This window comes from Bacteroidota bacterium (genome assembly GCA_037133915.1).
Taxonomy (GTDB): domain Bacteria; phylum Bacteroidota; class Bacteroidia; order Bacteroidales; family CAIWKO01; genus JBAXND01.
The window spans coordinates 35749-56415 of record JBAXND010000008.1 but is presented as its reverse complement, the minus strand read 5'-3'; the positions used below and the strand labels follow the sequence as shown (position 1 = coordinate 56415).

Below are 20667 nucleotides of genomic sequence, written 5' to 3'. Positions count from 1 at the left end.
TAATTCTATATTATCGGGTATTGAGCAAGGTATGCCCGATGCGGCAATCAAGGCATCGTTTATTATTGCAGTAAGCATTCTTAAGCTGCAGCAGTGCCTGTGATTGTAATGCCGAGCCCGATTTAATACCGCAATCATCAAACTTCTGTGTGATATTATTTTTCTCTACCGGAAGTTCGTCAAGCAGCGAAAGTGCCCTGTCTGTAAAACGAATGTCGTCTTTTATTCTGCCCAGAGCGAATAAAAAGGGAACTACCGCATTGAGGATAACTATATCTGTGAATGCTCTGCTCATTTTCCGGCTCCCCCTTGAAGTGGGTGCGTCAAAATTATAATGCGTCAGCCAGTAATCGGATACCCCGGTATCAAAAAGCGCTGTCAGTTGGGTGATATCGGTGCATTCAAGTACTTCAGAAAGCATTGAGGACGACTTATAAATCAAAGATGCAAATTGTGCCAGACGCAATGTTGGAAATCCTGCCGGTCTGAGGCGGTGAAATTTCCAGGTGTGTCCGGGCAAAGGCTGCAATTGCCATTTATTACGAAGAAAAAAATACTCTTTCTGCAGCAGCACAGGGTAATCATCGGTAAACTCCTGGTGCAATAATCCGGCCTGCCCGAACAACAAAGCTTCAAGCTGAAAAATATCGTCCTTATGCCGGGCGAGTATTTGCAAAGGAAGCGAACGAGCCAGCAATTCAAAGGGTTGGGCATTCAATCCAAATCCAAAAGCACGGGCATTATAAATATAAAAACATTGCTCCCAATCGCCTTGCCGTGAATTCAGTTCATTAATTACAGCATCTGTTTTCATTGCAAATCGTTCAAAAACAAGATTATTCAACCACGATTGGATAATAAAAGGCTCAACGCTATTTAGACCGGCGGCACAGGGAATCCATGACCTCCCCGATTGCATCCCTTCATATCTTTGGAGAAGCTGATAATCAAATGTGCCGGCTAACTCTATGGTTGGAAAAAATGCGCAGCCGATATCAGCTGAAGTTGCGTCAGCATTATACACAACGTGAAGAATAACAGTATTATATGCATCGTCATCTTGATGTCCATGTTTTTTCCAGTCGGAAGCATTTACATGAATTTCAATATTTCCTGCCCAAAGTGTATCCGCAATCCGAACCCTTGCGTTTGTAAAATCAGGACCTGAATCAGTATTCAGATGACCGGGATGAAGCACTTCAACTTCCTCACCATCAGTGGTTTTTAAAATTGAACCGCATAGGCGAAACCGCCAAACATAGGAAAGAAATTCCTCGTTTATCATAGTAGTTTTTTCTTTCAAAAATATAGAAAAATCATCAAACCTGTTGTTTGGGCATACAGATTTTAATTAATAGTTAAAAAAACTTGCAAACACACACAAGTATGTTGTATTTTTGTCAATTATTATTTGTGTTGAGTTTCAATGAAAGACCTTGGTTTACTCATCAAAAATATTGAAGATAGGGCACGCAATTTAAAAGTTAAGCTTTTACGTTATGAGTCTGAAAATTCCAGATTAGCAGACGAAAAAGTTCGGTTGCAAGCTATAATTGGACAACAAGACGGTCAGATCAGGCAATTGGAAGAAAAAATAAAAATGCTGAAGATAGCCCAGGGCTTGGGAAAAGGAAAAGATACTACCCGCGCCAAGTTGAAAATAAATGAGCTGATCAGAGAAGTTGACAAATGCATTAATTTATTAAATAAGTAGTTGGACAACGCACGAAAAAAATGAGTGAATTTTCGATAACAGTTTCAATCGCCGACAGGAATTACAAACTTACGATTGAAAAGGAGGAAGAAGAAACGGTGCGTAAGGCTTCAAAGCTTATAGATGAGAAAGTTAAAGAGTACGCAAGGTCTTATGCATTCAAGGACAGGCAGGATTTGCTTGCGATGGTTGCCCTGCAATACACCACAAGTTCCCTGAACCTCGAGAAACTGATAGCCGAAAACAAAACTGAAATAACAACAGGCCTTCAGTCCATTATAACAATCCTTGACGAGCAGTAAAACTGCCAAAACGTTCTTTGAACCAAAATATTAAGATTTACCCGCGGTAATTCAATTAAGTTTGATAAACTCAACACAAGTTCAATTAGGGTGAAGCTCATGATAGATAGGATAGGCCTTATCCCGGTTATGCCGGGCTCCTCGTTTCGGGGACATTGGAAATCCGAAAAAATCTGGCAGCCCTATCCATGTCTTTTTTGGGGTTTATACTAAACTCCCTGATTATCGCGGGTTTTTTATTTTCTGTCGTTATTAATATTCAACTATTACAAATATAAAAATCACCTAAACCTATATAAAAACCACTAATTATGAATCTAATCATTTTTATCCTGATTTCTGTTATCGGCGGACTGGCAATTGGAGGCCTGGTTACCGGTACAATTATCAGGAAGGCCATCGAAAAGAAAGCAGGGCATATTATTAAAGATGCCGAGAGTGAAGCCGAAGTAATGAAAAAAGAAAAAATACTTCAGGCACGCGAAAAATTCCTTCAGCTTAAAGCAGAACATGAAAAGGCAATTACCGAAAAGAACAATATAGCCCTTAAGAATGAAAACCGCATTAAACAGAAGGAACAGACACTTTCACAAAAGCTTGAAGAACTCACTCGTAAAGAAAAGGAACTGACAACTGTACGTGAAAACCTCAATAATCAACTCGACCTCCTCAATAAAAAACAAGCAGAAGTTGACCGCTCACACAATCAGCAGATAGAGCAGCTGGAAGCCATTTCAGGGCTGTCGGCCAATGAAGCCAAACAGCAGCTTGTTGAAACCCTCAAAGGCAATGCTCAGGCTGAAGCAGCTTCACATATCCGTGAGATTGTTGAGGAAGCAAAAATGACAGCGAATCTTGAAGCAAAAAAGATTGTTATCAAAACCTTACAACGCACTGCTGCCGAGCATGCCATTGAAAATACCGTATCGGTATTCCCTATAGAAAATGACGAGATAAAAGGCCGCATTATTGGTCGCGAAGGCAGAAATATCAGAGCGCTGGAAGCCGCCATTGGCGTTGAAGTTATTATTGATGATACGCCCGATGCCATCATCATCAGCGGATTTGATCCGGTACGCAGAGAAATTGCACGTCTGTCGCTGCATCAACTCGTTACCGACGGTCGCATTCATCCGGCACGTATCGAAGAAGTCGTAGCTAAAACAAAGAAACAAATTGAACAGGAGATTGTGGAAGTTGGAAAACGCACCACCATCGACCTTGGCATACACGGGATGCATCATGAACTGGTCCGTCTGGTCGGTAAAATGAAATATCGTTCATCATACGGACAAAACCTCCTGCAGCATTCGCGCGAAGTTGCCAACCTGTGCGCCACCATGGCTTCAGAACTCGGATTAAATTCTAAACTGGCAAAAAGGGCAGGACTGCTTCATGACATAGGTAAAGTTCCTGACAATGAGCCGGAATTACCACATGCAGTTTTAGGGATGCAGCTTGCCGAACGCTTCAAGGAAAAGCCCGAAGTATGCAACGCTATTGGTTCTCACCACGAAGAAGTGGAAATGACCACCCTGCTCGCTCCCATCGTTCAGATATGTGATGCCATCAGCGGTGCCAGACCGGGTGCGCGCAGAGAAATTGTGGAAAGCTACATCAACCGCCTTAAAGATTTGGAACAACTTGCTCTTTCGTATGAAGGTGTTGTGAAAACATACGCCATTCAGGCAGGTCGTGAGCTTAGAGTGATTGTAGGCGCTGAAAAAGTTACAGATAACGAAGCCATTCAACTGGCTACCGATATTTCGACCAAGATACAAACGGAAATGACGTATCCGGGACAGGTTAAAGTTACCGTTATTCGGGAAACGCGGGCTATCAGCTACGCTAAGTAATTTTTTAAAAAAAGCCGCAGACCTTTTTATCTGCGGCTTTTTTATGATACAAATATCATTCAGCAAAATCATGCAGTACACGTATGATTATCCGAGACCAATGGTAACCACCGACTGCATTGTCTTGCATGGTGAGTCTGAAAATTTCAAAGTTCTTCTGATAAAAAGAAAAAACAACCCTTATAAAAATTTGTGGGCACTTCCGGGGGGTTTTGTAGATATGAATGAGGACCTGGAAGCTGCTGCCTTGCGAGAACTGCAGGAAGAAACCGGCATCATACCGGCAAACATTAAACAGCTTTTTACCGTGGGCACACCGGGACGCGACCCCAGAGGAAGAACGATAAGCGTTATCTATTATACCATTTTTAAATCAGACATGCCGACAATTATAGCCGGTGACGATGCTTCGGAAGCGAGATGGTTCAGTGTGAATAATTTGCCCGGATTGGCGTTTGACCATACTGTGGTTTTACAAAATGGCATTGAGAAAATATTGGCGACTATTAAATAAATATCATGAGCAAATTAGACAAATTCTGTCAGAGCTGCGGAATGCCCAAAGTTCAGGATCCTAAAGGTGGTGGAACCAATAAAGACGGGTCGAAAAGCGACAAATACTGCAGCTACTGCTACGAAAAAGGAAAGTTCACACGCGACTTTACCGATGTAAACCAAATGCTGGATTTGGTAAATGATATGTTGAAAAAAATGGGCTACGGCTCCGTAAGAAGATGGTTTCTTACAAGCCACATTCCGCGATTGGAGCGCTGGCAGAAATAGAAAGCAACGCTGACAGCTCAGCGTTGCTTTATCTGAAAATATTATTTCTAGTTTTCCCGAAGTACGAATTCGTCGTATTCAATTTCGAAGCGCAGCTTGTGCTTTGATTCTTCAGTGGCAAGCATCATAAAGAGGTCTTTAAGTGAAGCACTGGGTGCTCTTTCTGATAGCGCCAGGTATAAGCGAAAAGCTGCCTTTTCTTTTTTCATCGCAACAATAAGTGCATCCTGATAGGTCATATTTTCGTTGACTTCAACACTTACAGTGTAGTCGGCAATCTTTAGGTCAGCAACTTTTTCATGAGTCATTTCAACCATACCAGTTTCCAGGATTTTCAGAAGCTTGGCTTTATGCCCGCTTTCCTCCTGAGCAAATTGTTCGAACACCTTTTTCATTTGCTCAGACGTTGCGCCACCCGCTAACTTCGAGTAAAATTCAAACGCGTCCTGTTCAGCCTCAATGGCAAAATTAAGAATATCCTCGGTTGATTTAAATTCCTTCATGTTACAGTTATTTAGTACAAAAATATTCAAAATCGCTTACCATCCGCCGGAAAGTTTTTGACACATCCCGTTTACGATGACTATAATTTCACTTCCACTAAGCAAAACGCTCACTAAATTCACGCTCAAACTTTGCAGTGATGGCATCAGCCCCACTGTCGAATAATCTGGGCCCACAGCCAGCGGCAGAAATTACAAAAGCATGAGTATGACCATTGGGCTGCGGAAGTAACTGAATAGCTTCCATCATCACGTCGGTAGTATCGGAAATTTTATGGGTGCCGAATTTACCAAGCAAATCGAGCAATTGCTCATACGATTGACGCTCGAGAACGGCATCAAATTTCGGTGCACGCTCAAAACGCTGCAGATATTGTTGTGTATTTGTAAAACCTCCGCCCGTTTCAATCGGGAACGAGGCCGGTAAAATAATATCGGCGGCAGCAGCTGTCTCTGTCATAAAACAATCCTGTACCACTATAAAATCCGCCTTTTTGAACCAATTATTTACCAAGTCTTTATCTATGGCTGTTCCTATAGGATCTTCACCAAAAATAAGCAAGTTTTTCACGTCACCTTTTTCAAGCAAGCCGGTTTGCACGCCAACAAATTTCTCCGGCAATTCCGACGTACCCCATATGTCCTTCATTTTCTTGAGCAGAGTGCTATCGTCAACAGATACGCCACCAACGCCAAATTGAGGATGAATACCCATATCCGAAAGCCCCTGTGCATTGTTTTTCTCTTTCAGTGCAAGCATACCCATCGATGTTTTACCGAGCTTGCCGGTAATGAGTGACAGGTTTCTGAGTTCTGCAACTGCATTTGATGGCACCTCCTTTTCGGAATAAATAAGGATTGCATTCATCTGCTTATTGAAATCTGTGGCAAAATCCACTACACATTCTTCACAGCAGGAACCTTTTTCCACCAGCTCGTTGAAATTCTCGGCCAGCAAGGCTGCTTTATAGGTATCGAATCCGCTGCAGTTATCCTTAATAAACAATGCGTTCTCTAGTCCGTTGGATAGCAGATAATGATTTACGGCTTTCACAAAGAAGTAATAATCCTTAATTACGGTGTTCTTATCCACTTTATGCTTTACGCTGCTGTTTTCCCTTACGGTGATATTTTCAAGCGGAACGTGTTGTTTATTATGAAGATTATTTACCATAAAACCGATAACGGCGTTGTCTGTATTAATCTCCGACCCTAACAGCCAAATCTTTCCGGCACCACTCAGCTGATCAAAGGGAACATTAAATCTGGAACTGTTCAAATATTCATCGCCCCTGCCCAGATAGTGGAAACTGCCTACATTATTGGTTTTCGCACCAAAACGGGCCAACTTTTGCACCAGATACATTTCTTCGTTTGTGAGACGCGCACCGGCAAAAAAAGCATTCTGATCAGGCTTAACACTCTTGATTTTTTTGGTAATGGCATCATAGGCTTCCGCAAAACCTGCAGGTTCAAACTTGCCGTTAACCTTAATCATTGGACGGGTGATACGTTGGTTATCATTCAGATAATCGTACCCAAACCGTGGGAAACGGCAGATATTACCGTCTTTGTTTACTCTGCCCTTGCGACCTGTAACTTTAATAACACGCTGCTTGCGGTGGTGAACCGTTATTTCGCAGCCAACGGAGCAATAATTGCAAATAGTATCAAATGTTTCAGCTGTAACCGGTCCCGGTTTGAACGTCACATTTTCAGTGATGGCTCCGGTCGGACAGGTTGTAACACACATACCGCACGACTCGCATTGGGTATCGGTAAGCGACTGCCCAAGACTTGGAGCAACAAATGTTTTGAAACCGCGCTCTACCAGACCCAGCGCATTGGCACCCACAACTTCACTGCAAATGCGGATACAACGCGAACACAGTATACATTTATTATTATCAATTTCTATATACGGATGACGGAAATCCACTTCATATTCTCTGAAATCGCCGTTGAATTTTTTCTGGTCAGCTTCGTATTCTGTAGCATAGCGTTTTAAATCGCACACATAATATTCTGAGCAGCCGCATTCAAGACATCGTTGGGCTTCCATCCGGGCTTCTTTCTCGCCTTCATAACCCAACTCAACTTCTTTAAAATTCTTGCGGCTGTTGGGGTCAAGAGTAGGCATTTCGTGTCGTTCCTGAGTCGAATATTTACCGAGATAATCTTCTTTTACCTGAGGTTTAAAGTTTTCCCTTTTTGAAATGAAACCCTGTTTTTCAGGAATCAAAGGCATACCCATCAGAAACTGATGACAGCTGAGTGCTGCAATTTTTGCCTGACCGACAGCCTGAATAAGTGTGGCAGGACCTGTAACTCCATCACCGCAGGCAAAAATTCTGTTCACGCCCGTTTGAAGTGTTGAAGCGCTGGCATCAATATCGCCCCACTTATTTATTTTCAGCTCGCCTGTTTCAGTATTACTGTTTACATCGTTCAGGAAGTTGATGTCTGTTTTCTGTCCGATGGCAGCAAGAGCGTAATCCATTTCGAGGTCAAACTCCGAACCGGCCACAGGTACCGGTCTTCTGCGACCTGATGCATCGGGTTCGCCAAGATCCATTTTAATGCAGGTAAGCGATTTTATTCTGCCTTTATCATCTTTGTTTACACGAACGGGTGCTGTCAGAAAATGATAATCAATGCCCTCCAGTTTCGATTCATGAATTTCAATGGGATTTGCCGGCATTTCTTTTTCGGTACGGCGATACACTACAAAAACTTTTTTCGCGCCACAGCGCATGGCGGAGCGACAGCAGTCCATCGCAGTATTGCCACCACCAATCACACCCACGGTTTTTCCCGAAAAGTCGTATTTCTTGCCGCTGATTTCCATTTGCTTCAGAAAATCAATACCGGAAAAAACGTTCTCGGCATCGTCGCCATCGCATCCAATGGATGTTCCTTTTTGTGAACCTATTGCCAGAATAATGGCGTCATATTTATACTTCAGCGCTTTGTAACTAAGGTTTTCGCCAAGCTTCTGGTTATAAAGAATGTTTACACCTATTTCAGTGATATTGTCAACTTCCTGCTGAAGCAGATTATTGGGAAGACGATATTCAGGAATTCCATATCGCAGCCAGCCTCCTGCCGCCGGACTGGCTTCGAAAATATCAGCCTGATGGCCTTCTTTCTGCAGGAAAAAAGCAGCTGAAAGTCCGCCGGGACCCGCACCAATAATCGCAACTTTTTTACCCGTTGCCGGTTTAATTTCCGGTATATATTTATGCTCGGATGCCAGATCATAATCTGCCGCAAAGCGTTTCAAATAATCAATACCAACAGCAGCACCTTCGTCAAGGAGGTTGCGCCTGCAGGCAACTTCACAGGGACGAACACAAACACGACCGCAAATAGCGGGAAGCGGATTGGTTTCTTTAATGAGTGCAATGGCTTCGCTGTACATGCCTTTATCAATCAGGCTGATGTAACCCTGAACATCAACGCCGGCAGGGCAGGTTTGTTTACACGGACCCAGACAATCGGCATAGTGATTGCTCAGCAGCAAGTCCAAAGCCGCCTTGCGCGCTTTAAATATCTTAGTGTTGTGTGTATCAATTTTCATCCCTTCGTTCACCTTTGTAGAGCAGGCTGGTTGGAGCCCGCGCATGCCTTCAACTTCTACAACGCAGAGATAGCATGACGTATAAGGCTCAAGCCTGGCGTCATGGCACAGTGTCGGAATCTCAATACCTTGCCGGGTAGCAAGTTCAAGAATGGTTTCACCTTTATTTCCAATAACACTTTTTCCGTTCAGGATTATATTCAGATTGTTGCTCATCGTATTCTATGATTATTTATTAGACAAATTATGAAAGTATGATTGCATCAAACTTGCATCTGTTGAAGCAGTCGCCGCATTTGATGCAGATTACCTGATCAATGAGATGAACTTTTTTGCGTTCGCCGCTGATGGCCTGTACCGGACATTTTTTTGCACATACCGTACAGCCGGTACATTTATCGGCATCAACGGTATAAGTGATTAGCTGCTTGCAAACTTTAGCCGGACATTTTTTATCGCGGATGTGAGCTTCATATTCATTGCGGAAATATTTCATGGTCGTGAGAACAGGGTTGGGTGCTGTTTGCCCCAGACCGCACAATGAATTATCTTTAATCTGATACGCTAGTTCTTCGAGACGTGCAAGGTCTTCTTCCTGTCCTTTACCCTCGGTGATGCGCGTAAGAATTTCGAGCATTCGTTTTGTGCCTATCCTGCAAAAAGTACACTTTCCGCATGATTCTTCCTGAGTAAAATTCAGGAAAAAGCGCGCCACATCAACCATACAGGTAGTTTCGTCCATGACCACCATACCGCCCGAGCCCATAATAGCACCGGTAGCGGTAACCGAATCATAGTCAACTATGGTATCGGCAAGGTATTCGGGAATACAGCCACCTGAAGGGCCGCCAAGCTGCACCGCTTTAAATTTTTTGTTTTTAGGAATGCCACCGCCCAGTTTAAAAATAATATCGCGTATGGTAACGCCCATTGGTACTTCAACAAGACCCGAATGGTTGATTTTTCCGGCAAGGGCAAATACTTTGGTGCCTTTACTTTTTTCTGTTCCGTATTTATTAAATGCTCCTGCACCATTGAGTATGATGTAAGGAACATTGGCAAGGGTTTCTACATTATTAATATTTGTGGGTTTTCTCCATAATCCCGATTCGGCCGGGAATGGCGGGCGCTTGCGGGGCATACCGCGCTTCCCTTCGACGGATGCAATAAGAGCTGTTTCTTCACCGCATACAAACGCACCGGCACCTTCCTTTATATAGATATCAAAATTAAAATCTGCTATTCCAAAAATGTTTTTACCAAGATAACCCTTGGCACGAGCCTGATCAAGGGCAATGTTCAGTCGTTTAATGGCAAGCGGATACTCGGCACGGCAATAGATAACGCCTCCGGTTGCTTCAATGGCATAGGCTGCAATAATCATCCCTTCTATCACCGAGTGTGGGTCGCCTTCCAGCAGCGAACGATCCATGAAGGCGCCGGGGTCGCCCTCATCGGCATTACAGATTACATATTTCTCAGGTGATTTGTAATTGTTGGCAAACCGCCATTTCATGCCCGTAGGAAAGCCGCCGCCGCCGCGTCCTCGCAACCCGCTGTCTATCATTGTTTGTATCACGGCAGCGCGTTCAAGCTTCTCAGAAGCAATGCGCGCAATGGATTTATAACCATCACGGCTTTCATATTCTTCAATTTTCTCGGGGTCTATCATGCCGCAATTACGCAGTGCGATACGCACCTGGTCACGAAAAAAATGATTGTCTGCCGTTTCGAAGAGATCAGTCTTTACAACAAATTCTTTAACAACTTCACCATTTTTTATATGCTTTTCAATGATTTCGATGGCTCGGTCTTCGTCAATATTCCCATAGATATACGAACCACTGTCGTCAATAACTTCCACCAAAGGTTCGCGAAAGCACATACCGATACAGCTCGTTTTCTTTAATTCAAAATTCAGATTGTCGGTGTGCTTCAGTGCTTCAATCTTGAGGTATGTTTTATTTGCACCGGCGGCAATTCCGCAACTTCCAAGCCCAACAATAACTTTTGTGTTTGCCATAATAATTCTGTTGTTATCTGCGTAATGCGAAATTTTATCCGCATCATCACATTGGTTCTTTAATTGCTTTCGCGGATTTTTATATTTTTTACAATACTAACGGCTTCGCTGCCGGTAAGTTTACCATAAGTTTCATCTCCCAGCATCATAACCGGTGCCAGTGAACAGCATCCGAGACAGGCAACGGATTCAAGTGTAAAGATCCGGTCTTCGGTAGTTTCGCCATCTTTAATACCCAAAGATTCCTGCAAAGCATCGGTAATTGAGTTGGCATTCTGCACGTGACAAGCAGTTCCGTGGCATACTTTAATAATATGCTTGCCAACAGGATTCAGCCTGAACTGTGCATAGAAGGTGGCTACACCATACATGTCGTTCAACTTCAGACCGGCTTCCTCGGCAAGTTTATAAAATGCCACTTCCGGAATATAACCATAGGTCTCCTGAACACCTTGCAACAGAGGAATCATGTTCCCCTTTTTTCCTTTGTATTTACTGATGAGCGCGTCTATCATCCCAAGGTCAACCTGGTCCTGAACCTTCTTGTCTTTTTGGTGGTAGATTCTTTCTATTCTCATAATTAGGGGGTTGGGGGTTAGAAGTTAGGGGTTGGTAAAAATAAATCATTTATTACGTAGGTAGAAACCATTTTTAAGTTTAACTCTTAATATTTAAGACTCCCTGAATACGTAAGCGGTTTTCGAAAATTAAAAAAAACCGGCTGGCTGATTTATACATTATATAATGGCTGCTAAAGTACAAAATGTCTAAACAGACCAAAACGCATTGTTATATTTATAACATTTCTAAAATAAGGCATATATTATTGATAGTTACACGTATGTGAACACGTCAGTAATATACTTAATTCAAATTAGGTGTAATTCGTAAATTAATGCAATAACCGTTATAAAACAGGCATGAAACGGCTATGAATATGCTGTTGTAAAGAATCGAAGACTCAAGTCTACTTAACGAGGGTCATTTCATCAATCAGCCTTTTGGAACCGGCAAATTTATCAATGATAAACAGGCAATAGCGAATGTCAACGGCAATGTTGCGGCATCGTTCCGGATCAAAAGCAATGTCGCTCATCGTTCCTTCCCACACCCTGTCGAAATTGATACCGATAAGTTGACCTTCGGCATTCAGCACAGGACTTCCGGAATTACCGCCGGTGGTATGATTAGAGGCAATAAAACAAACATGCATATTTCCATCGGCATCGGCCCATTGCCCATAGTCTTTATTGGCGCAGAGTGTTTTCAGTTTCGGATCCACCAGATAATCATAAACGGCCGTATCTTCCTTTTTCATTATTCCGGGAAGTGTTGTAAACCAGGAATAGTCAACCGCATCACGAGGATGATAGCCACCAATTTTTCCGTAGGTAACTCGCATCGTAAGATTGGCATCGGGGTAAAAATGCTTGAGGGTATCCATTTCCATAAGGCCGCGCATGTATTTGCGATAATAACCGTTCACCTCCTCTTCCATCATCGATACTTTGGCATAGATATTTTCAGCATAAAAAGAATACAGCCCCGAAGAAAGAATAAAAATCGGATCTTTCTTTATAACGGAAGCCTTGCCCGGCTTATAATTCATAAGGAATTCATTTACTTTTTCTTCTGAAACCATAAAGGATTTTTTAAAGCACTCAGCTGTATAGGCAGTAAAATCACCATTTGTGGCCGTTCCGTTATTTAGTACTACATCGGGCACATAGGCCGGATCCAGGTCTTTATAGTACATCTGCAGCAATGCCGCCATCACTTCTTGATCAATGCGTGTATCATAATTTTTAAAGAACCCGGCGGAGGTGGCTTTCAATTGATCAAGGCATTCCTGAATGTCCGCATCGTTTGCTTTTTTACCGTTGCTCAGGTCGACCAGTTTATAGAAATTACGGGCAAAGCGCACAATTTCGATTCCAAGGCCCGCATCCACAAAATAATCAGCCGCCAGCTCATATGGCAGCAGCTCTTTATACGTTTCCGTGAAGGATGCAAGCACACTGCCGTACTTTAGCTTCCGGTCTTTGTCGGCATTTACCCATGCGGTAAATCTTTTTTCCAGTTCTTTCTTCTGAGCAATAGTATTCAGGCGTTTAATACCCTTGGCTTCACCAATCATTTTTTTCCAGAAATTACCAATACTGTAGTACTTGGCTGAATATTTCAAGCGGGTAAGCTTGTCGGTTTTCATGTATTTATCCATGATGTCGAGTCGCTTTTCGCGTATTCTTATCAGGGCAGGATTTTCAGTATTGGCAATAAAGTCCACTGCATCAGAGGCAAGGTATTCCTGCGTTTGTCCCGGGAAACCTACAATAAAGGTAAAATCATTTTCTTTAATCCCTTTTGTTGAAATTGAGAGATGAAAAGCCGGTTTATAGGGCACATTCGATTTGTCGTAATTCGCAGGCTGATTGTCTTTATCGGCATAAATGCGAAATACCGAAAAATCGCCGGTATGCCGCGGCCACATCCAGTTATCGGTATCTCCACCAAAATTCCCGATGCTTACAGGAGGTGCACCCACAAGGCGAACATCGCGAAACACCTGATAAATAACGAGAATGTATTGATTGCCATAATAGAAAGTTTCAACACTGCTTGTGTATTTGCCCTTTTCGGAAGCTTCTTTCGCCACTCTTTCGCAATTGGCTTTAATTTGCGCCTGGCGTTGTGTTTCGTCAGCTTTATTATTAATACCGGTCAACACTTTATTCGTTACATCCTCCATTCTTAGAAGAATGCTTACTTTCAAACCGGGATTGGCAAGTTCTTCATCATTATTGGCAGCCCAAAAACCATTCGCCAGATAATTCAAATCCAGTGTTGAATGTGCTTGTATCGCACTTCTACCGCAGTGATGGTTGGTAAGAATGAGCCCTTGATCCGAAACAATTTCAGCAGTACATCCGCCACCGAAAAGTACGACAGCATCTTTAATACATGGTTTGTTGAGGCTGTAAATATCTTCAGCAGATATTTTCATGCCCAGCCGTTGCATTTCCGCTTCAGTGCCTTCCCCCAATAAAATGGGTAACCACATTCCTTCGTCGGCTCTTGCAGGAACAATCCTGACCAACAGCAACGTCATTATCAAAACTGAAAAATATTTCTTCATATTCTACAACCCGGAACTACTAAATAAATACTTAATAAAAACACAGCATTCACACAAAAAAAATGCTACTCAACAGCAATAGCCGATATTTCAACAAGCGCATTCTTCGGCAACCGACTTACCTGCACTGTTTCGCGGGCAGGATAGTTTTCCTGAAAATAGCCTTGATAAACGGCGTTAACAGCATCAAAGTCGTTCATGTCCATCAGGAAAATCGACGTTTTCACCACATTTGAAAAATCGAGTCCTGCTTCGAATAACAAAGCCTTGACGTTCTCCATTGCTTGCTCTGCCTGCTCTGCAGCGGTTGCGCCTACAAATTCGCCCGTATGCGGATTGATGGCAACCTGACCCGAAATAAAACACATTCCTTTTATCATTACGGCCTGACTGTACGGACCAAGAGGTTTAGGCGCCCCTGATATGCTAATATTCTTTCTCATTTTAACGGTATTAATCTATGGTTTATCCTGATAATTTCAGCCTTTGTCGATAGGCACATTTTATATTCCGAAAACACAAAGCTATATAAATAATAAACGTGATTTCTGTAAAGATTTCACAATTTTTCAACTGAAAAAACGGGATGTGAAAATTGATGCAAAAACGTTTCAATAATTTTTATTTCATTAACGGTTTATTGTAAAAACCGGGTTTTATAAACGCTTCAGAATGACAGTCCGGAGATGAACAAAAACAATCCTTGCATGCATAGAAAAATTTGTTTAGTATTGCAATAACCAAATCTTCCACTGATGACACTTATACTGAATCGTACCGATGTAATGTCGGTTCTCACCATGAAGGATTGTATCCGGGTCATGGAAAAAGCATTTACAGAACTGGCTGACGGAACGGCTGTGCTCCCGCTCCGAACGGCCATAAAGCCACCCGATGGTCTTGCGCTTTATATGCCGGCATATTTGCCAGTGATGGGGGCGCTTGCATGCAAAGTTGTGACTGTATATAAAAACAATCCTGCACAATACAATATGCCAACCACGATAGGGAAAGTGCTGTTGCAGGATCCCAAAACAGGTGATGTAACATGTATCATGGACGGAGGATATTTGACAGCCTTACGAACAGGTGCAGCAAGCGGAATAGCAACGCAATATTTGGCACGAAACGATAAACGTCAGGTAGTTGGAATTTTCGGTTCGGGAGTTCAGGCACGCATGCAGCTTTGGGCAATGACAGAAGTCAGAGATATAGCCAGTGCTATTGTTTATGATATTTCGGATGAAGCGGCCCGGAGGTTTGCTACGGAAATGAGTGAGACGCTCGGCATCGAAATTATAATAGCCACGAAACCTCAGCAATTGCTTGAAGCGGATATAATATGCACTGCAACGTCATCTGCCAATCCTTTGTTTGACGGAAACCAGGTAAAAGAAGGAACACATATAAACGGGATTGGCAGCCACACACCAAACGCAAGAGAACTGGATTCTGCCATTATTCAGAGATCTCTTTTTGTCGGAGATTCTAAAGAAGCATGTTTTAGTGAGGCCGGCGATCTGCTCATCCCTATTGAAGAAGGTGTCATAAAGGCAGAGCATTTTTATGCAGAGATTGGCGAAATCATTACGTCGAAAAAAGCAGGACGAACCAATAATTCAATGATTACACTTTTTAAATCGAACGGACTTGCCATACAGGATGCAGCCACGGCAAAATTAGTTTATGACAAAGCTATAGAGAAAAACATTGGGACAATTATCACAATTTAATGGATAGCAATTCCGGTTCAATATAAAAATATTAAGAAGATAATAACAATCAGTTATAAATATACTGGAAATGTTAAATTTTAGGTATAAGCACCTAATTAACGAATATTTGCTTATCTTTGTTTTAATATAAACAAATAATCGTAAAAAAATGAATTCTATGTCTATTGATCAGGAGCAAGTTACGAAAGTAGCCTCCCGGATGAGAGCATTATCTCATCCCCTTCGGTTAGCCATCATCGGCGTTCTTGAAGAAAAGCCCAGTATGAACGTAAACCAGATCTGCAAGCTCTTCGAAATTATTCAGCCGGAAGCCTCACATCACCTGAAAGTACTGAAAGAGGCGGGCGTTTTAATGAACAGCAGGAATGGTCAGGAAATGCATTATTTTATCAAGCCCGGAGTGCTTGGCGAAATTGCAAAATGCCTCGAGAAGCTCACTTAATCGAACTAGTTTTTACAGGCTTATTTACGTATAAAAGCGGATTATACAAGCGTGTATAATCCGCTTTTATTATGCTCCGAAATAAAATATTAACAAATTTTTAATAGCTAAAAAACACATGACTGCTTAGACCCCAATAAAGGTGCTTAAAAGAAATGCGCGGCAACTTGCAGTTAAATAAAAACGATATTTTATCTGGCGTTTGCAGATACGGTACCAGGATATTAAATCCGGAGATGTATCTATTTTGGCATGGAAAGTGTAATTTTACCGCGCCATTACAAATCGAACGATACCTATACGCGCATATCATGGAACGCTGGGACGATATAATTTTCAAGAACCGCAACACCGCGTATGGCGCCTATAAGAACAGAAAGGAATATCCGGGCGGTGTGATAACCGGAATATTGATTGCCGTTTTTTTTGTCGTTGGCATCAGCTTTATTGCGCTCTACAGCTATTCTGATAAAGAAACTTTCGGAAGCGGCGGCACGTCACAGTACGAGATGAATTTAAAACAGCCACTTCCTCAGCCTGCACAAAATAAAATAGATCTTCCTTCTGCGGGAAGAATGCCCCGAAAAAAAACAGAGAACATACAGCCGGTTGTTACACACCACGATGAAAATGATGTCGACCTTAGCCAGCATGACATTGAAAGTCCTAAAGGCGATACAGCGGGAACAGGCACCGGAAACAATAATACAAGCGGAAACGGGCAAAGTGAAAGCGATGGAAATGGCCCTGCGCCCATCTATGTAAAAGTGGAAGTTGCGCCTCAGTTTCCCGGGGGCGAAAAAGAACGCAATCTATTTCTTCAGCGGAATGTAAAATACCCGCTGTTGGCAAGGCAATACAAGGTTCAGGGGACAGTGTATGCAACATTTATTGTTGAAAAAGACGGTTCACTCAGCAGTATAAAAATTCTTCAGGGTATTGGTTGCGGCTGCGACGATGAAGTTGCACGGGTTGTACACATGATGCCCCGATGGAATCCCGGTCAGCAAAACGGCCAGGCGGTGAGGGTTCAGATGCTGATGCCTGTTTCATTTTTCCTTACCATTGATGATGGTGCAAGCTGAAACAATTACAATCAAAGGATTTCAAACAAATCTCCCGTTGCAGTGTATCGATAATAACGACACGAAATTGTGTCTTTCATTTTCAGAATCACTACGTCATTGTCCGAGCGAAGCAGGGATGTATAACGACTTGGGAAAACGTCAGTGTCTGCAAAAACATGTACGTTTTTTTGTGAAGAACGGATACTAATACGGTCACTATTTTTCATGATTGTTATACGTTCTGCATCTGCATTGCCAGAAAAATAAGTCAATGCTGAAATGCGTTTCCCGGCATCTCCATGCTGCAACTGCAATGCTTCAGCAAGACCGTTTCTAAAAACATATACACCATCATACGTATCAGGCACATTAAGCAAAACGGTATGTTCGTTGGTTTGTTCCAGTGTTGCCGCTCCGCAAAGAACCTTATCTGCAAGCGCTCCCGCATTTCTGAATTTATGGATATTCATTTGAAGCAATAAAATATAGAGACCTAAAATCAGCACAGAAAAGATAACGCGCCAAAACTTATTCTTGAAAATCAACGTAAGTAATACGGCAATGGCAGGGCAGAAAAAAACTGCTGAAAAATAACCGTAGCGTTCCGATTGTATTTGTGTAAGGAAGCCGGTTTCGAGATTGAGCACAGGTACCAAGGCAATGAATGCGCTCATCAACAATAAATATAATGAAGAATGTTTTGCAGTATTTCGGGAACGAATCAGCAGAATAATCAGACCGGTAATGGTTATTACAGCGCCACCAATAAGCAATAGCGACGTGTGATTATTGATAAAACTACCGGGCACAAGCTGCCAATAGCGAAACAGCAATACAAAATTGGCAAAATAAGCAGCGAGTGTTTTTGCTAATATTTCCGCATTTATCTGAGTATGCACAACACTACCATAAAGCCCAATCCACTCGCCCGCTGCGAGCCGTCGAAACAGCAAATACAGTAACAACACACCGATAAACAAGATAATTGAAAATGACATTTTCCTGAAACGAATTTTGTATTCTATGTTACCACGAAATAAAAACAATTCAAACATTGCAATTATCAAGGGAAGTACAACCGCAAATTCTTTTGAGAGCAATGCAAGAAAAAATGCAATAACGGAAATTATCAACAAGAAGTTTTTACCGATAGTACGATATGAAATATAGCAATGAACAGCTGCAAGACAAAGAAGAACACAGAGAGGATAAGCAGTTGCAGCAATCCAGACAATAGGTTCGGCATGAAAAGGGAATGCCAAAAAAAACATCCCGCCGAGGAATGCAGTAAGGAATATTTGTTTACTATGAATCCCTTTAATCATAAAAATTCTCATCAGCAATCTATAAATCAGATAGGCGTTCAGCGCATGAAGGATAATGGAAAAAATTCTGAATGCCGCAGCAGACGCGCCAAATATTTGGTGGATTACTCCCATTAAAAACAGCGTGAATGGAATAAACGTCCGATCGTGGAGATTATAAAACAGCTTTAGGCCTTTCTGTTGAAATACAATGAGTGCATAATAATCATCGGAAAGGAAGGCAATCGAGACAGAGGGTGCGAACAACAGCAAACCCGCGACAATAAATATGCCTGCAATTACGAATTCCCTTTTAGGGGATTGGATAAATGATTGAAAATTCAAGTGCGGTGTTTATCTCCTTACCACAAATTTAGAGAAAAATTCATTACCGTTTGAAACAACTCTCAGCATATAAAGTCCCTGCTGCATATCGCCGAGTGAAAGATCAACCTTAGGCAAAATCCCGGCAGGAATAAGCCTTTCATAAACTATTCTACCGGTAACATCAAACACCGTGATAAGCAATTCATGGGTGTAATCAACATTACTGATGGTGAAGTTTCCGTTGTTTGGATTTGGAAAAACGAGGCTTTCGGTTTTTTGATATTCATTAATTACGCTTCCCGAAGTATCTGTAGTATCGGAAGGATAGCCAATTTTTGCAATATAGAAATCGGTATTTCCGGTGGATGCAATTTCTTGCGGGCTGAATGAAAGTGTATTTCCTTCCCAGGGGCCAGTGAAGTAAAGATTATCTTTTGCGTCGGCACCAATCGCATAGGCATATTCGAAATAAAAGCCATTGGCCGTTTTTAACCACTGCTGTGTTCCTGCGGAATCGAATTTCGCCACATAGAAATCTGTGAAGGTACTGTTTGCATTGCTGTTCGTAATTGTTGTGCCACCAAAACCAAAGGTAGCACTTGCGTAATCGCCGCATGCATAAAGATTCCCTTTTGTATCAAAGGTTACATCACGACCAATGTCATCGTCGGCACCACCGGCACCTTTGGCCCACAATACGGTTCCATTCTGGTTATAACGCGCCACGTAGCTGTCGAAAGTATTGGTCATGCCTGAATGCGCCACCGGAATTGTCCCAAAGGTAATCGGGTTGCTGTAGGCTTCGCCGGTAATGGCACAACCCGTTGTATCATACACGGCGATACCATTTACATGGTCCATTGCGCTGCCACCGGCTTTTTTTGCCCAGAGAAAAGCGCCTCCGGAAGTATATTTGGCAAGAAAAATATCAGTGTTACCGCTGCTGGAAAGCGGTGTACCGCTAATATTCATGGAGCCGGCGAAATTCCCTGCAAGATAAACGTTGTAAGCTTTATCGACAGCAAGGTGACGGCCTAAATCGCTACCGCTACCACCTATTTTTATTGCCCATTTTACATTTCCATTATTATCGAATTTAGCCAGAAAAGCGTCAGATGACATACCGCCGCCTGATTTGGTGAGTGTAATAGTTCCGAACTGAATTGTTGGACTAAAGAAATAGCCGGTAAAATATACATTTCCACTGTCGTCAACCGCTACAGACGTACCGACATCATCGGAAGGGCCGCCAAATTTTTGTGCCCATGCAACGTTGCCCGCATTATCGTATTTCGCCAAGAAAGCTTCCCACAAACCTGCGCTTACAAGCGTAGATCCGCCCATTTGAAAATTTGTTCCCGTAAACCAACCTGAAATAAAAACATTACCGGCATGGTCGCCCGCAATTCCGGTACCGCTTTCGAATTTGCCCGATTGTCCAGCACTTTTCGCCCAGTTGATTACGCCGTTCGAATCCATTTTTATCACGAACAGGTCGAAACAGGGGCCACCAGCCGAATCGATTCCGCCGGAATTGTATAAGGTAGTATTTCCACAATCGAGGCTGGCACTCCGAAAATATCCTGTAGTGTAGTTATTCCCTAAACCGTCCACAAAAATATCGTTGGAATAGTCTGAATCGGTTCCTTTAGGATTGATTACCCATTTATATTCCTGAGCATTGATCGTAAAAATCATTACAAAGAGTGCAAGAAAAAAGAGTATTGATTTTTTCATCTAATAAATTATTAAAGTAGATATTGCAAAAATACCAATTATTAAGAGTCGCTGCGCAATTTGACAACTGTTGTTTTAAACGAGCTTATTAGTAATACATAAAGCTAATCTGGCTAATTAACGTTTTTCAATCGCCTTGCAAAAATATCATTTATCT

17 protein-coding genes are annotated in these 20667 nt (G+C 42.3%); 8 read left to right on the top strand and 9 right to left on the bottom strand.

Annotated elements, in window-relative coordinates; genetic code table 11:
• Positions 1-10: 10 nt before the first annotated feature.
• Complete coding sequence (locus tag WCM76_04405; GenBank protein ID MEI6764860.1) at positions 11-1285, bottom strand: DUF2851 family protein; 1275 nt, start codon at positions 1283-1285, stop codon at positions 11-13.
• A gap of 141 nt (positions 1286-1426) precedes the next feature.
• On the opposite strand from WCM76_04405, the gene WCM76_04400 reads away from it, so the two are divergent.
• From WCM76_04400 to WCM76_04380, 5 genes are all read left to right on the top strand, one after another.
• Positions 1427-1714 (top strand): hypothetical protein, encoded by a 288-nt coding sequence (locus WCM76_04400; protein MEI6764859.1) that lies wholly within the window; start codon positions 1427-1429, stop codon positions 1712-1714.
• A gap of 20 nt (positions 1715-1734) precedes the next feature.
• A complete protein-coding gene (locus WCM76_04395; protein ID MEI6764858.1) occupies positions 1735-2016 on the top strand; it encodes a cell division protein ZapA in 282 nt (93 codons plus the stop codon).
• Positions 2017-2327: 311 nt separating this feature from the next.
• Positions 2328-3872: a ribonuclease Y gene (gene rny, locus WCM76_04390; protein MEI6764857.1), complete on the top strand. Its 1545-nt coding sequence runs from the start codon at positions 2328-2330 to the stop codon at positions 3870-3872.
• A gap of 43 nt (positions 3873-3915) precedes the next feature.
• Positions 3916-4386: an NUDIX hydrolase gene (locus WCM76_04385; protein MEI6764856.1), complete on the top strand. Its 471-nt coding sequence runs from the start codon at positions 3916-3918 to the stop codon at positions 4384-4386.
• Positions 4387-4391: 5 nt separating this feature from the next.
• The gene (locus tag WCM76_04380) at positions 4392-4655 is read left to right on the top strand and encodes a zinc ribbon domain-containing protein (GenBank protein ID MEI6764855.1); all 264 of its coding nucleotides are present in this window, start codon (positions 4392-4394) and stop codon (positions 4653-4655) included.
• A gap of 47 nt (positions 4656-4702) precedes the next feature.
• On the opposite strand, the gene WCM76_04375 is transcribed toward WCM76_04380, so the two are convergent.
• The 6 genes from WCM76_04375 to WCM76_04350 all read right to left on the bottom strand — a co-directional run bounded on the left by WCM76_04375 (position 4703) and on the right by WCM76_04350 (position 14340).
• On the bottom strand, positions 4703-5158 hold the full coding sequence (locus tag WCM76_04375) for a ferritin family protein (GenBank protein MEI6764854.1): 456 nt from the start codon (positions 5156-5158) through the stop codon (positions 4703-4705).
• A 97-nt stretch (positions 5159-5255) separates the two neighbouring features.
• Positions 5256-8954 carry an FAD-dependent oxidoreductase gene (locus WCM76_04370; protein ID MEI6764853.1) on the bottom strand — a complete coding sequence of 1233 codons (3699 nt, stop codon included), beginning with the start codon at positions 8952-8954 and terminating at the stop codon, positions 5256-5258.
• Positions 8955-8982: 28 nt separating this feature from the next.
• Complete coding sequence (locus WCM76_04365) at positions 8983-10761, bottom strand: NADH-quinone oxidoreductase subunit NuoF (protein ID MEI6764852.1); 1779 nt, start codon at positions 10759-10761, stop codon at positions 8983-8985.
• A gap of 59 nt (positions 10762-10820) precedes the next feature.
• Positions 10821-11339: an NADH-quinone oxidoreductase subunit NuoE gene (gene nuoE, locus WCM76_04360; GenBank protein ID MEI6764851.1), complete on the bottom strand. Its 519-nt coding sequence runs from the start codon at positions 11337-11339 to the stop codon at positions 10821-10823.
• A 389-nt stretch (positions 11340-11728) separates the two neighbouring features.
• Complete coding sequence (locus WCM76_04355) at positions 11729-13870, bottom strand: S46 family peptidase (GenBank protein MEI6764850.1); 2142 nt, start codon at positions 13868-13870, stop codon at positions 11729-11731.
• Between the two features lie 92 nt (positions 13871-13962).
• Positions 13963-14340, bottom strand: coding sequence for a Rid family detoxifying hydrolase (locus WCM76_04350; GenBank protein ID MEI6764849.1), 378 nt, complete (start codon positions 14338-14340; stop codon positions 13963-13965).
• Positions 14341-14652: 312 nt separating this feature from the next.
• Between WCM76_04350 and WCM76_04345 the strand changes: the two genes are divergently transcribed.
• The 3 genes from WCM76_04345 to WCM76_04335 all read left to right on the top strand — a co-directional run bounded on the left by WCM76_04345 (position 14653) and on the right by WCM76_04335 (position 17160).
• Positions 14653-15630 carry an ornithine cyclodeaminase family protein gene (locus tag WCM76_04345; protein ID MEI6764848.1) on the top strand — a complete coding sequence of 326 codons (978 nt, stop codon included), beginning with the start codon at positions 14653-14655 and terminating at the stop codon, positions 15628-15630.
• Between the two features lie 202 nt (positions 15631-15832).
• The gene (locus WCM76_04340; GenBank protein ID MEI6764847.1) at positions 15833-16075 is read left to right on the top strand and encodes a metalloregulator ArsR/SmtB family transcription factor; all 243 of its coding nucleotides are present in this window, start codon (positions 15833-15835) and stop codon (positions 16073-16075) included.
• A gap of 311 nt (positions 16076-16386) precedes the next feature.
• The gene (locus tag WCM76_04335) at positions 16387-17160 is read left to right on the top strand and encodes an energy transducer TonB (protein ID MEI6764846.1); all 774 of its coding nucleotides are present in this window, start codon (positions 16387-16389) and stop codon (positions 17158-17160) included.
• Between the two features lie 11 nt (positions 17161-17171).
• On the opposite strand, the gene WCM76_04330 is transcribed toward WCM76_04335, so the two are convergent.
• Both WCM76_04330 and WCM76_04325 read right to left on the bottom strand, forming a co-directional pair.
• Complete coding sequence (locus WCM76_04330; GenBank protein ID MEI6764845.1) at positions 17172-18791, bottom strand: hypothetical protein; 1620 nt, start codon at positions 18789-18791, stop codon at positions 17172-17174.
• Between the two features lie 9 nt (positions 18792-18800).
• A complete protein-coding gene (locus WCM76_04325; protein ID MEI6764844.1) occupies positions 18801-20510 on the bottom strand; it encodes an SBBP repeat-containing protein in 1710 nt (569 codons plus the stop codon).
• Positions 20511-20667 lie beyond the last annotated feature (157 nt).